Source organism: Rhodococcus ruitaii (assembly GCF_055230935.1).
On the sequence record NZ_JBUYWC010000002.1, the window covers coordinates 148,835 to 162,161 of the forward strand.

Annotated in this window: 11 protein-coding genes; 4 read left to right on the forward strand and 7 right to left on the reverse strand. The window is 65.5% G+C overall.

What is annotated here, in order from left to right; genetic code table 11:
- From ACZI8W_RS01750 to ACZI8W_RS01780, 7 genes are all read right to left on the reverse strand, one after another.
- Positions 1-1,137: a flavin-containing monooxygenase gene (locus ACZI8W_RS01750; protein WP_463366763.1), complete on the reverse strand. Its 1,137-nt coding sequence runs from the start codon at positions 1,135-1,137 to the stop codon at positions 1-3.
- Positions 1,138-1,229: 92 nt separating this feature from the next.
- Positions 1,230-2,861, reverse strand: coding sequence for a helix-turn-helix transcriptional regulator (locus ACZI8W_RS01755; protein ID WP_463366764.1), 1,632 nt, complete (start codon positions 2,859-2,861; stop codon positions 1,230-1,232).
- Positions 2,862-2,939: 78 nt separating this feature from the next.
- Positions 2,940-4,022, reverse strand: a complete 1,083-nt coding sequence (locus tag ACZI8W_RS01760; RefSeq protein ID WP_463366765.1) for an ABC transporter ATP-binding protein — start codon at positions 4,020-4,022, stop codon at positions 2,940-2,942.
- A gap of 43 nt (positions 4,023-4,065) precedes the next feature.
- Positions 4,066-4,956, reverse strand: coding sequence for a carbohydrate ABC transporter permease (locus tag ACZI8W_RS01765; protein ID WP_463366766.1), 891 nt, complete (start codon positions 4,954-4,956; stop codon positions 4,066-4,068).
- On the reverse strand, positions 4,953-5,882 hold the full coding sequence (locus ACZI8W_RS01770; protein WP_463367025.1) for a carbohydrate ABC transporter permease: 930 nt from the start codon (positions 5,880-5,882) through the stop codon (positions 4,953-4,955). The genes ACZI8W_RS01765 and ACZI8W_RS01770 overlap by 4 nt, the downstream gene beginning before the upstream one ends.
- A 32-nt stretch (positions 5,883-5,914) precedes the next feature.
- Positions 5,915-7,240, reverse strand: a complete 1,326-nt coding sequence (locus tag ACZI8W_RS01775; protein ID WP_463367026.1) for an ABC transporter substrate-binding protein — start codon at positions 7,238-7,240, stop codon at positions 5,915-5,917.
- A 59-nt stretch (positions 7,241-7,299) separates the two neighbouring features.
- Positions 7,300-8,355, reverse strand: a complete 1,056-nt coding sequence (locus tag ACZI8W_RS01780; protein ID WP_463366767.1) for a sugar-binding transcriptional regulator — start codon at positions 8,353-8,355, stop codon at positions 7,300-7,302.
- Positions 8,356-8,481: 126 nt separating this feature from the next.
- On the opposite strand from ACZI8W_RS01780, the gene ACZI8W_RS01785 reads away from it, so the two are divergent.
- From ACZI8W_RS01785 to ACZI8W_RS01800, 4 genes are read left to right on the forward strand one after another with little or no spacing between them, the layout of a single operon-like run.
- On the forward strand, positions 8,482-9,513 hold the full coding sequence (locus ACZI8W_RS01785; RefSeq protein ID WP_463367027.1) for an NAD(P)-dependent alcohol dehydrogenase: 1,032 nt from the start codon (positions 8,482-8,484) through the stop codon (positions 9,511-9,513).
- A complete protein-coding gene (locus ACZI8W_RS01790; protein WP_463366768.1) occupies positions 9,500-10,972 on the forward strand; it encodes a mannitol dehydrogenase family protein in 1,473 nt (490 codons plus the stop codon). The genes ACZI8W_RS01785 and ACZI8W_RS01790 overlap by 14 nt, the downstream gene beginning before the upstream one ends.
- On the forward strand, positions 10,969-11,895 hold the full coding sequence (locus ACZI8W_RS01795; protein ID WP_463366769.1) for a carbohydrate kinase family protein: 927 nt from the start codon (positions 10,969-10,971) through the stop codon (positions 11,893-11,895). The genes ACZI8W_RS01790 and ACZI8W_RS01795 overlap by 4 nt, the downstream gene beginning before the upstream one ends.
- Positions 11,892-13,319, forward strand: a complete 1,428-nt coding sequence (locus tag ACZI8W_RS01800; RefSeq protein WP_463366770.1) for a xylulokinase — start codon at positions 11,892-11,894, stop codon at positions 13,317-13,319. Before ACZI8W_RS01795 ends, ACZI8W_RS01800 begins: the two co-directional genes overlap by 4 nt.
- The last annotated feature ends 8 nt before the right edge of the window (positions 13,320-13,327 follow it).

Genomic DNA, 13,327 nt, shown 5'->3' on the forward strand with positions numbered 1-13,327 from the left:
TCATGCACCGCGTTCGACGACCCTCTCCGGACGGTGCGCCACGAGATGATCGACGACGAACCGGGCATCGGCTCCGGCACCCCCGATCAGCATGGATCGGAACGACGACTGGAACGCCAGGCCGGTGAAGTACAGTCCGGGAACACCCGCGACGACTCCGCGGTGTTCGAGCGGCCACCCGTCGTCGCCGACGACGGGGAGGTCTATCCAGCCGTAGTCCTGACGGAACCCGGTGCACCAGAGTATGTTTGTGACATCGACAACCTGGTTGTCGCCGAGCGTGGGGCGCCCGTCGCGAACGCCGGTCATGCGGTCGGTGACACGTTCGACACCGGCTGCGACCAGGTCCTTGCGCTTGACACGTAGTGCCGGAGCGCCATGAAGACGCTCGTGATTCCGGAGCTTCCTCCCGATCGGTGTCCGCAGCGACATGACGTGGCCCCACACGAACCAGAGGACGGGAAAGACCGCACGCATCCGGCGGGTCTCCAACGGAACCGGAATCTGCCCGGTGTCGCGCCCGCACAGGATCGTGGGGTGTGTGCCTGCGACTTCGAATGCGATGTCGCAGCCCGAATGCGAGGCGCCGACCACGAGTACCGGACCGTCCTGCAACTGCTCGGGGTTGCGGTATTCGCTCGAGTGCAGCTGGAGGATCGACGGGTCGAGTTCGTGCGCGAAGCCGGGTACGGCCGGGGCCCGTCCGAAGGTGTCGGTCGCGACCACGACGTTGCGCGCGACGATCCGCGCTGTGCCACACTCGACGAGAAACCCGTCGTCGCTGCGTGCAATGCGATGCACTCGCGTGGCGGTGCGCACCGGCAGATCGGCCGCTTCCGCATAGGTTTCGAGATAGTCCGCCACCTGCTCTTTCCCGGGGAACGAATCGGGCTCCGCGGGAAACGTCATGCCGGGTAGACCGTCGCGACCGGCCGGGCTGTACAGCCGAAGCGAATCCCAATGGCAACGCCAGTTGTCGCCCAGGCGGGGGTTCGCGTCAAGGATCACGAAGTGCCGACCAGCGCGGGCGAGGTGATATCCGGTGGCCAGCCCGGCCTGTCCGGCGCCGATGACGACGGTGTCGACGTTCTCGGCCCGGGGGAGCGCACCTGTCTGGGAGAGCGATGCGGTAGTCATGTTTCGACGGTAGATTCGGCGCAGTTGCTGTCGCATCGGGAGATCTGTGCAGATCATCGCCTGCGCCGGCATGGGTAATTCTGTGTAGGGCGTCAGACGAGACGGTGCGCGTATGCGTATGCTGTGGCGGCCGAGCGCGACGAGACGCCGAGCTTGGCGAAGATGTTACTCAGGTGACGGGCGACCGTCTTCTCGCTGAGGACCAAGGCCTCGGCGATCTCTCGGTTGGTGTGTCCCGCGGCGACGACTCGCAGCACTTCGAGTTCGCGCGCGGTCAGCCCCGTACGCGTCGACGGATGTGGCATGTACTGTCGCAGTTGCTGCAGATCCGGTACGGCCCCGAGTTCCTGGAACACCGTTGCGGCCGATTCGAGCTCGATCAGCGCGGTGTCGTGGTCACCGAGCGCCTCGCAGCAGCGGCCCTGCAGAACGCGCACCTGTGCGCAGGCGTAGGGCGCGTCGAGGTCTTGCCACAATCGCCACGCGGCGCGGAGCCGATCGAGGGCGGGATGCGGCTCACCTTCCGCGAGCAGCACCGCACCGAATGCATGGGCGGTCATAGCGGAGAGCGCCGTCGACTCCGCACGGGATGCCACCTCGTCCAGTTCTTCTGCGTAGCGCCGTGCTTGCGCGACGTCGCCGTCTGCAAGCGCCACCTCGACCGCCGCTTCGAGTAGCCGCGGGCGGCAGAGCGACGTCGTCTCGGAGAGTGCTCGAAGGATTCCAGCATAGGCGCTGGTGAAGTTACCCTGCGCGAGTCGGAGCAGAGCCATCCCCGGCTGGATTTCATGTCCCGAAAGTGCCGCGCGCCGATACGCGGCATCCGCGGCCGAGAATTCGCCGCGCAGTCGGTGCAGTTCGGCGAGTTCGTAGTGGGCCATGCCGATCGCGGGGTCGGTGACCGGCTCGGACAGGCGTCGGCATGCGAGCCGCACTTGTTCCATCGCATCGCTCCACGCGCCGCGCAGGTGCAGCATCTCGGCCCGATGGACGAGGCATTGGCCGCGGAACGGCACCAGGTCGGGTTGGGCATCACACCAGTCGCCCAGCGCGCGGGTCCACTCGGCGGCACGCCGGAGCTGGTAGGTCTGATGGCAGGTGATGATGACGGCGCAGTACAGGATCCCGGTGGCGATGGGGGAGATCTCGCCGGTGGTGACCGCCACCATGGTTTCGTCGAGCACCGCGAGCCCTGAACGAGTGTCACCGAGCAGCACGCGCGCTTGCCCGACGCCGATACCACTGAGCGCAACGAGGTCGTGATGCCCACACGCGACACCGATCTCGCGCGCTGCGGTGAGTGTGGGAAGGGCCGACTCCGGGTCGCCACCGAGTAGTGCCCCGATCGCCTGCGGCACCGAGAGAAGTGCTCGGACCGAACGGACGGCATCTGTCGGCGGCTCGTCTTCGAGGGCGTGTGCGGCCCGTGCGAGCCACCCTGAGGCGCGTGCAGAGTCGCCGCGGCTCGACAGGATGTAGGCCAACCAGAAGGTACTCTGGCCCGCGGCCGGTCGGTCGTTGACGTGTGCTCCGACGGCGCGCTCGAGCAAGCGGACGCATTCGTCGTCGTTGCCCGTCAGGTATGCGCACTGCGCGGCACGATCGAGATCGCCTGCTTCGAGCGGCAGGTGTTCGTCGGCCACGCGGAAATGTGCGGTCGCGTCGGTCCACCTGCGGTCCTGAAACGCGAGACCTGCTTGCTCGAGCGCCTCGGTAGCGTCCATCCGAGCTCCCATCGACCGTGGTCGCCGGAATCCTCTCGAGGAGGCATTCTACGCTGGCACATCACCACGATCACGACGTCAGTCGCCCACACGCTCCCCGGTGTCGGGGTGGAACAGGTGCACTGTGCCCTCGCGTTTGCGCAAGTGGATCGTGTCCGCCAGCCGGGCGGGCGTGCGGGTCAGTGACCGTGCCACAATCTGGTTTCCGCTGTCGGGTACCCGCGTGTGCACGTACGCTTCGCTGCCGAGTTCCTCGACCAGTTCGACGACGGCCTCCACGCCTTCACCCTCGGTGATCTCGAACTGTTCGGGCCGGATACCCGCGGTGACCGAGGTGATGCCGGCCGTGTGCAGCCGGGTGATCCGTTCACGTTCGACCGGTATCACGGTCTTGCCCAACAGCACCCCGTCGTCGGTGACAGTCGCGGGGAGCAGGTTCATCGCGGGAGACCCGATGAATCCGGCCACGAAGGCATTTGCGGGCCGGTCGTACAGTTCTGTCGGCGACGAGAACTGCTGCAATTGACCCTTCTTCAGCACGGCGACGCGGTCGCCCATGGTCATCGCCTCGACCTGGTCGTGGGTGACGTACACGGTGGTGGTGCCGAGACGCCGCTGGAGCGCAGCGATCTGCGTGCGGGTCTGCACCCGGAGTTTCGCGTCGAGGTTCGAGAGCGGTTCGTCCATGCAGAACACCTGCGGTTCGCGGACGATTGCGCGACCCATCGCCACACGTTGACGCTGACCGCCCGACAGCTTGGCGGGTTTGCGGTCGAGATATTCGGTGAGGTCGAGGACTTTGGCCGCCTCTTCGACCTTCCGCCGCCTTTCTTCGGCACTGATCCCGCGCATCTTGAGCGCGAAGCCCATGTTCTCGGCGACGGTCTTGTTCGGGTACAGCGCGTAGTTCTGGAACACCATGGCGATGTCGCGGTCCTTCGACGGTACGCCCGTCATGTCGACGCCGCCGATGGAGATCGAGCCCTCGTCGATGTCCTCGAGGCCTGCGAGCATCCGCAGTGCCGTGCTCTTGCCCGATCCGGACGGTCCGACGAGGACGACGAACTCGCCGTCTTCGATGTCGAGGTCGAGCGAGTCGACGGCGAGCGAATCGGAGTTCTCGTAGATGCACGAGGCGTTCCGGTAGGTGATCTCGGCCATAATGGAAACCCTTCGAATCAGCAGATGTACGAGTATCGGTGGCTTACTTGATGGCGCCGAACGACAGGCCGCGCACGAGCTTGTTCTGTGCGACCCATCCGGCGAGGATGACGGGCAGAGCCGCCATGGTCGCCGCGGCCGACAGCTGTGCCCAGTACAGGCCCTCGCCGGTGATGAATCCGACCATGAACACCGGAATCGTCTGCGCTTGCACCGCGGTGAGGTTGACGGCGAAGAAGAACTCGTTCCACGAGAAGATGACGCAGATGAGTGCGGTCGCGGCGATACCGGGAGAGACGAGCGGGAGGATGACCTCGCGTACGGATGTCCACAGACTCGCGCCGTCCATGCTGGCGGCCTCGAGTAGTTCACCCGGGACCTCGAGGAAGAAGGATCGCATCATCCATACGGCGATGGGGAGGTTCATTGCGGTGTACAGGATGATCAGAGCCCAGATGTTGTCGAGCATACCGATATTCGCGACGATCACGTACAGGGGGATGATCGCCGCGACGATCGGCAGCATCTTGGTGCTGATGAAGAAGAACAGTGCATCCTGGGTCTTGCGGACCGGTCGCAGCGACAACGCGAACGCTGCGGGAACACCGAGGAGGAGCACCAACACGGTTGAGACGATGGTCGCGAACGCCGAATTGAGCAGTGCCGTGCTCGCACCGGTCTCGAAGACGGACCGGAACTGGTCGAGGGTAGGTGTGAAGAAGAATTTCGGTGGATCGGAGTAGGCATCCGACTCCTGTTTGAACGCGGTGAGCACCATCCAGAACACCGGGAAGAAGAAGCCGATCGCGGCGATCCACGCGAGGACACCCCACGGGTTCATCTTGCGATTCTTGCGTTTGCGTACCGCCCGTGCGGTTCTTCCGGTCGGCAGCGTGGTGTCCGATGCCTTCGGACCCGCAGCTGTGGTGCTCATGCTGCTTCCTCCTTACCGGTGAACGACTTGAAGATCAGACGCAGAGCGAAGGTCGCGATGACGATCGTGGCGATCACGACGACCACCCCCATCGCTGCCGCCTGGCCGATGTCGAAGCCGAGGAAGGCGCGCTGATAGATGTAGAACGGCAGGTTAGCGCTCGCTGTTCCGGGCCCACCCTGCGTCATCATGTAGATGGCGTCGAAGGTGTTGATGAGGTAGATGGCGCCGAGTACGGTGCCGAGCTCGATGAATCTGCGCAGGTGCGGAAGTGTGAGCTCGCGGAACAACGAGAACCCGCTCGCTCCGTCGACCCGGCCGGCCTCGAGGATGTCGCGGGGCATCGACTGCAGCCCGGCGAGGATCAGCAGCATCATGAACGGTGTCCACTGCCAGATCAGCGCAACCATCACCGTGGGTAGCGGGTACCGACTGATCCAGTCGACATCACCGACGCCGAACGGCGACAACACCCAGTTCACGATGCCGAAGATCGGATCGAACATCGAGGTCTTCCATACCAGCGCTGCGGCAACCGGGGTGACGAGAAACGGCGTGATCAGCATCGTGCGGACGATGCCGCGACCGAGAAACGCCCGGTCCAGCAGGAGCGCCAGCAGCAACCCGAGAATCACCGAGATCAGCACGGTTCCGACGATGAGGATCACGGTATTGAGCGCGACCTGCCAGAACTGACTGTCCTGGAAGACATCCACGTAGTTCTGGATCCCGACGAACCGGCGGGAACCTGGGTTGACGAGGTTCCAGGATTGTGTGGAGTAGAAGAGAGTGAACAGGAACGGTATCTGTGTCACCACGATCATGAAGATCAGTGCGGGAAGGAGGGGGCCTCGCAGCCGCCAGCCTTCGGCGCGGGAGACCTTCTCGTTCTTCGCTGCCTTGACGCGGCGGATGCGTTCGGCCACGTCCGGTGTCGGTTGAGACACGTCGAGGGCAGTCACTGCGATTCCTCTCGATACGTTGCGCCGACGGCTTCGGCGTACTTCTGGGCTTGGTCGAGCGCCTCGGCGACCGTCTGGCGGCCGGCGATGGCGGCGCTGATCTGTTGGCTCACCCGGGTGCCGAGGTCCTGGAATTCGGGTATCGCCAAGAACTGGATGCCGGTATAGGGGACGGGTTCGACGGTGGGATTCGATTGGTCGGCACCCTCGATGGATTCGAGGGTGATGGGCCCGTACGCTCGCGCTGCCTCCTTGTATTCGGGGATCTCGTAGGTCGAGAGCCGGCTACCGGGGGGAACCCGTTCCCACCCGAGTTCTTCACCGACGAGGCGCATGTAGCTCTGATCAGTCATCCACGAGATGAATTTCCATGCATCCTCGGAATTCTCGCTGCTCGCCGGGATCCCGAGCGACCAGGTGTAGAGCCATCCGGAGGGGGCCTTCTCCATGACGGGCGCGGGTGCGTATCCGATCTTGCCGACGACATTGCTCGAGGACGGGTCTTCGAGCGTCGAGACTGCGGAGGTCGAGTCGTACCACATCGCGACACGGCCCTGTGCGAGTTGCGTGGCGCATTCGGTGAACCCGCTGGTGGCGGCTCCGGGCTGACCGTGACTGCGGACGAGGTCGACGTAGAATTCGACGGCGCGCTGTACCTCGGGTGAGTTGAGCTGAGCGTTCCAGTTCTCGTCGAACCAGCGGCCGCCGAAGGTGTTGATGACGGTGTCGAGTGGTGCCAGGAGTTCACCCCAGCCCGGTTTGCCACGCAGGCAGATTCCGTTGATGTCCGGGCCGTCGAGTTGCGCTGCGGCCTCGGCGACCTCGGTCCACGTCGGCGGGTCGGAGAGGGAGATGCCGGCTTCCTCAAACAGATCCTGCCGATACATCAGGAACGACGACTCGCCGTAGAACGGGACCGAGTACATCTCGCCCTCGTACGAGAGCGCCTCGCGCAGTGACGGAATGAAGTCGTCTTCGTCGTATCCTTCGGTGGCGTCGATGAAGGGACCGAGGTTCGTCAGCCAGCCGTACTCCGCCCACTGGGGCGTCTCGTAGTTGCTGATCATCACTACGTCGAATTCGCCACCGCCCATCGCAGTGGATGCGGTGATCTTTGCGCGTGCCTCGTTCTCCGACAATGTGACGAAGCGCAGGTCGATGTCGGGGTTCTCGGCCTCGAATTGTGCCGAGAGCGACCGGGCGTCCGTCATCTGGGAATTCGACACCATCGCGATGGTGACGGTCCGGTCGGACGCGCCGAGGGCCCCGGCGCCGGCGCAGCCGGTCAGTGTCAGGCACAGAGCGCCGGCGGTCGCCACCATCCTTCCGGCGAAACCGAGCGTGCGGGTACTGCTTCCGGGCGGTTGCACGGCCATCTACCTCATTTCGGTGGGGTCCTGTCCGAGTCGTACGGGTGAGTGTCGGTTCGATCGAGAAGCCATTGAGCGCACGAGATGTCGCACACGAGCATGGTTGCGTACCGGCCGCGGAGCGCGCCGTGGACTGCGCGGTGCTTGGATGCGCCGCCGGCGATGAGGATCGTTGCTGGGCATGCGGCGATGTCGGACAGCGGTGTCGACATCGTGCGGGTTTCGAGCTCAGCGTGGGCAGGTGTTCCGTCTTCTCGGAAGAAGCGGCCTCCGATTTCACCGACCGCGCCGAGCTCGTCGAGAGTGTCGAGCATTGCCGTGTCGAGGAAGCTGCCCTCGAACAGTGTGGTGGACGAGGACACCGCGCCGACGCCGAACATCATCGCGTCGGCGCGGGATCCGAGTTCGAGTGTGCGGGAGATGACGGAGTCGGTGCGCATGGAGGCGACCGTCGAGGCGTCGGCGTACAGGGGTGTGGGAAGCCGGACCGGCTGCGCTTGGAGCTGTTCGGCGCAGCGACCGAGCACGTACTCGGTTCCGGTCTGGTAGGTGCTCGTGGTGACCGACCCGTCCAATTGCACGATCGTCTTGCAGGTCGCGACACCGGACGGGATTGCTTGGGCTACGGCGATGGTTTCGGGTCCCCAAGTGAATCCGAGGGTGTCGGCAGGGCGGAGGCGGCGGGTCAGAAGTGAGGCGGCGGCCCGGCCGAGTGAGGTGAAGCTCGCCGAATTGTCCACCGGACCGCGGTCGTCGACCCGGACGCCGACGACTACCGCTTCGACAAGGTCGAAACGCTTCTCGAGTGCGTGTTCGACGTCGGCGTGCAGATCGTCGCGCAGATGGGGTGGTGTGGTGACTTCGATGCGGACGAGTCCGTGGGAACGGGCACGGGCCACGAGGCGTCCTGCGGTTGCGCGGGAGACACCCAGTCTGTCGGCAACCTGGGCTTGTGTGAGCCCGTCGAGGTAGTAGAGGGAGGCCGCGCGCAGCGCAAGGCGAAGATCTTCGGGTGCGGCGGTGGTATCGCCGTCCGGTGTCTTCGGTACTGCACGCGGATCAGTCACGGAGAAGCTCCTCTGCACCCGAGAAGCATTCGACATGGTGAGCAGATGCGCAGGGGTGCGTCCATGTGCTCAGTAGGTTAGCATCGAGGTGTGATCCACACAACACAATTGGCTCTTCCCGCCACGATGCGCACTGCGGTTCTCGTGGAGCCGGGTCGGATCGTCATGGAGGAACGCCCCGTTCCCGAGCCCGCACCGGGTGATGTGCTGGTCCGTGTGGCCTCGGTGGGTGTCTGTGGATCCGACGCGCACTACTACCGTGAAGGCCGCATCGGTGAATTCGTGGTCGAGGCACCGCTCGTCCTCGGGCACGAGGCGTCCGGCACGGTCGTTGCGGTGGGCGACGGCGTGCCCGCCGAACGCGTCGGGCAACGGGTGTCGATCGAGCCGCAGCGCCCCGACCCGGGCAGCGCCCCGACCCGGCGCGGCGACTACAACCTGTGTCCGCACATGCAGTTCTATGCGACGCCACCGGTCGACGGCGCGCTGTGCGACTACGTGACCATCGGCGCACACTTCGCTCATCCTGTCCCGGACACCGTGTCCGATGACGCCGCAGCGCTGTGCGAACCGCTCTCGGTGGGGATTGCCGCGGTCCGGAAGGCGCAGGTGACGGCCGGGTCGAGCGTGCTGATCAGCGGCGCGGGTCCGGTCGGCATCGTCACCGTCCAGGTCGCGCGCGCATTCGGTGCCGTGGACATCGTCGTGACCGACCTCGACGAACACCGACGCGAGGTCGCGCGGAGGTTCGGCGCTACCGCCACCCTCGATCCGCGATCGGACGACACGTCGGATCTGGGGGTCGACAGTTACATCGATGCATCCGGCTCGCCCGCGGCGGTGGATTCGGGAATCCGGGCCGTCCGCCCCGGCGGAACCGTCGTGCTGGTGGGGTCGGGGGCCGAGACGATGCCGCTGCCCGTGCAGGTGATTCAGAACCGCGAATTGGTGCTCACCGGAGTCTTCCGATATGCGAACACATGGCCGACGGCTCTGAGTCTTCTTCACTCCGGGCGGGTCGACCTCGATTCGATGGTCACCGCACACTTCCCGCTCGAGAAAGTGGCCGACGCTCTCGAATCCGATCGGGTTCCCGGCTCGATCAAGGCTGTTGTGCACGTATCACCCACCGTGGAGGAGCAACGTGGAACCGAGTGAAGAGACCCTGCCGGAACTGGGTATACCTACGCCGACCTATTCCCGGGACGACGTGAGCGTCGGCATCGTGCATTTCGGTGTCGGGGGATTCCATCGTGCGCACCAGGCGATGTACGTCGACCGTCTGCTCGAGCAGGGCCTCGCGAAGGACTGGGGGATCTGCGGGGTCGGCGTGATGCCGGGGGATCGGCGCATGCAGGAGGCACTTGCCGCTCAGGATCATCTCTACACCCTCGTCCTCACTCACGCCGATGGAACGTGGGAGCCCCGCGTGATCGGATCGATCGTCGACTATCGGTACGCACCCGACGATCCCGAAGCCGTCATCGAACTCCTCGCCGCACCCACCACGAAGATCATCTCGTTCACCGTCACCGAAGGCGGCTACAACATCCGCCACGACACCGGAGAGTTCGATACCGACAACCCGGCGGTGCGGCAGGACTCGAGCTCCGCCGGACCGCCGGCGACGGTGTTCGGCCTGGTCGTCGAAGCACTGGCGCGCCGGCGGGCTCGGGGCATTCCGTCGCCGACTCTCATGTCCTGCGACAACATCGAAGGCAACGGCGTGGTCGCCCGACGGGTGTTCACCGCCTACGCCCGCCTGGTGGACCCCGAACTCGCGGACTGGATCACCCAGAACACCCGTTTCCCGAACTCGATGGTCGATCGCATCACTCCGGTCACCACGCAGAGCGTGATCGACGAACTGTCGTCGCGTTTCGATGTACAGGACCGCTGGCCCGTGATAGCAGAGCCATTCACCACGTGGGTCCTCGAAGACGACTTCACCGACGGGCGGCCACCGTTCGAAAAGGCAGGTGTGCAGGTGGTCGGCGATGTCGCACCGTACGAGCTGATGAAGTTGCGACTGCTCAACGCGAGCCACCAGGGTCTCTGTTATTTCGGGTACCTGATGGGCTACCGGTACGTGCACGACGCAGCGCAGGATCCGTTGATTGCGCAGTTCCTCCGGAACTACATGGCCAACGAGGCGATACCCACTCTGAAGCCGGTCCCGGGTATCGACCTCGACGAATACACACGGACGCTCATCGAGAGGTTCGCCAACCCAGAGATCCGAGACACCATCGCGCGACTGTGCGCCGAATCGTCCGATCGCATCCCCAAGTGGCTCCTCCCGGTCGTCCGGGAGAATCTCGAGAGCGGCGGCCACATCGTCCGCTCCACTGCGATCGTCGCATCCTGGGCCCGCTATGCCGAAGGCGTCGACGAACAAGGCACCCCGATCGAGGTGGTGGATCGCCTCGCCGAAGAACTGGTGCCACTCGCACGTAAGCAACTCACCCACCCGGCAGTGTTCATCGAGAACACCTCGGTGTTCGGGGATCTCGCCCGGAGCACGCGCTTTGTCGACGCGTACACCTGGGCCCTCAACTCCCTGCACAACGAGGGCGCGAAGGGCACCCTCGAAGCCCTACCTGTGGAGCCGGAATGAGCGGCCGGGCACTGATCGTCGGAGAAGCCCTCATCGACATCGTCCGACGCGGTGACGCCAACCCAGTCGAGCACGTCGGCGGGAGTCCGCTGAACGTCGCCGTCGGACTGGGCCGGCTCGACCGGGCAGTGCGGCTCGCGACGAGTGTGGGCGCGGACGAACGCGGCAGGCGCATCGTCGGCCATCTCGATGCATCCGGTGTCGCCCTGACCGACGGCAGCGTGTCGCCGACAAGTACCGCGACCGCGTCCGCGAGGATCGGCGACGACAACGCCGCCACATACGAATTCGATATCAGCTGGCACCCTGAGCTCCCGGCGTCGTCCGACGAAGTGCTGCTCGTCCACACGGGTTCGATCGCGACCGTACTCGAGCCGGGATGCGACGCGGTCGCCGATCTCGTCGAGCAGCAGGCGCGGACATCGACGATCAGCTTCGACCCCAACATCCGGCCGGCGCTGATCGGAGACAACCAGCGCGGCCGGGACCGGATTGCGCGGCTGGTGGCACTTGCGGATGTCGTCAAGGTCAGCGACGAGGACCTGGCATGGGTCGCACCGGGACGTGATCTGCTCGACGTCGCACGCGACTGGCTGTCGCAAGGGCCGGCGATCGTCGCCGTCACGCGTGGAGCCGCCGGCGCCGTCGCGGTGTGTCGCACCGGTGCCGTCGAGGTGCCCGCGCTGAAAGTTGATGTGGTCGACACGGTCGGTGCGGGCGACGCGTTCACCGTCGGGCTGCTCGACGCGCTGTGGGAACTCGGTCTTCTGGGCGCGGAACAGCGCGAGGCGCTGCGCGAAATCGGAGTCGACGACCTCGAATCCGTATTACACACAGCTTCTTTGATGGCGGGACTCACGGTTGCTCGACCCGGTGCGGACCTTCCCACACGGACCCAACGCAACCAGGCGGTGACTCCATGACGCTCGTAGCCGGTGTGGATTCGTCCACCCAGTCCTGCAAGGTGATGGTGTGCGACGCGGACACCGGCGCCGTGGTTCGGGAAGGCCGAGCGTCGCACCCGGACGGAACAGAGGTGGATCCTCGTGCATGGTCGACGGCGCTCGACGAGGCGATCGCCGCGGCCGGGGGTGTCGAGGACGTCGCCGCGGTGTCGGTGGGCGCGCAGCAGCACGGGATGGTGTGTCTCGACTCCTCCGGTCAGGTGGTGCGAGATGCTCTGCTGTGGAACGACAACCGATCTGCGCCTTCGGCGGCGGATCTGATCCGCGATTTCGGCGGGCCCGAGGCATGGGCGGATGCCGTCGGAGTCGTGCCGGTCGCCTCGATCACCATCGCGAAAGCCCGCTGGCTGGCCGACCACGAACCGGACAATGCCGCGCGCACCGCCGCGATGTGCCTACCGCACGATTGGTTGACATGGCGAATTGCAGGCCGCACCGACATCCGCGCGATCGCCACCGACCGTAGCGACGCGAGCGGCACCGGCTACTTCGATGCCACCAGCGGTGAGTATCGTCGCGATCTGCTCGAACTTGCACTGCGACGCCCGAGTCCGGCGTTGCCATCCATTGCGGGGCCGGGCGATTCCGTCGGGGAAACGTCCTGGGGGGCAATGCTCGGCCCCGGAGCCGGTGACAATGCTGCCGCGGCACTGGCATTGGATGCCCGCGAAGGTGATGTCATCGTGTCGATCGGAACCTCCGGCGTCGTGTGTGCGGTGTCGACGACCGCGCCTCGTGATTCCGACGGATACGTTGCCGGTTTCGCCGATGCTACCGGGCGACACCTGCCGCTGGTGTGCACGCTCAACGGGGCCCGGGTGCTCGACGCAACCGCGGCGATGCTCGGCGTAGCACATGCCGAATTGTCCCGGCTCGCGCTGTCTGCCCCGGTGGGCAGCGGCGGTTTGGTGCTCGTGCCGTATCTCGAGGGTGAGCGCACCCCGAACCGCCCCGACGCGACAGGCGCGATCCACGGTCTACGACTGACGAATTCGACGCCCGCGTACTTGGCCCGCGCTGCCGTCGAAGGGTTGCTGTGCTCGCTGGCCGAGGGGCTCGACCACATCGTCGGTCAGGGCACCCCGGTGCGGCGGGTGCTGATGGTCGGGGGAGGGGCCAGGTCCCAGGCCTTGTGTGAGCTTGCGCCGACGATCTTCGGTCTACCGGTGGACGTACCCGAACCGGGCGAGTACGTCGCCCGCGGCGCGGCGAGGCAGGCGGCGTGGGTACTCAGTGGTGGCGATGAACCTCCGAAGTGGGCGGAGGGCGAGATTCGACGCTACGAGGCCGACCCGGCGCCGCATGTCCGTCAGCGGTACGCCGACGTGCGAGACTTGACGGACGGTGCTCCACCCGGAATGGCTGACGGTGAGGACGGTTGACAGACTCC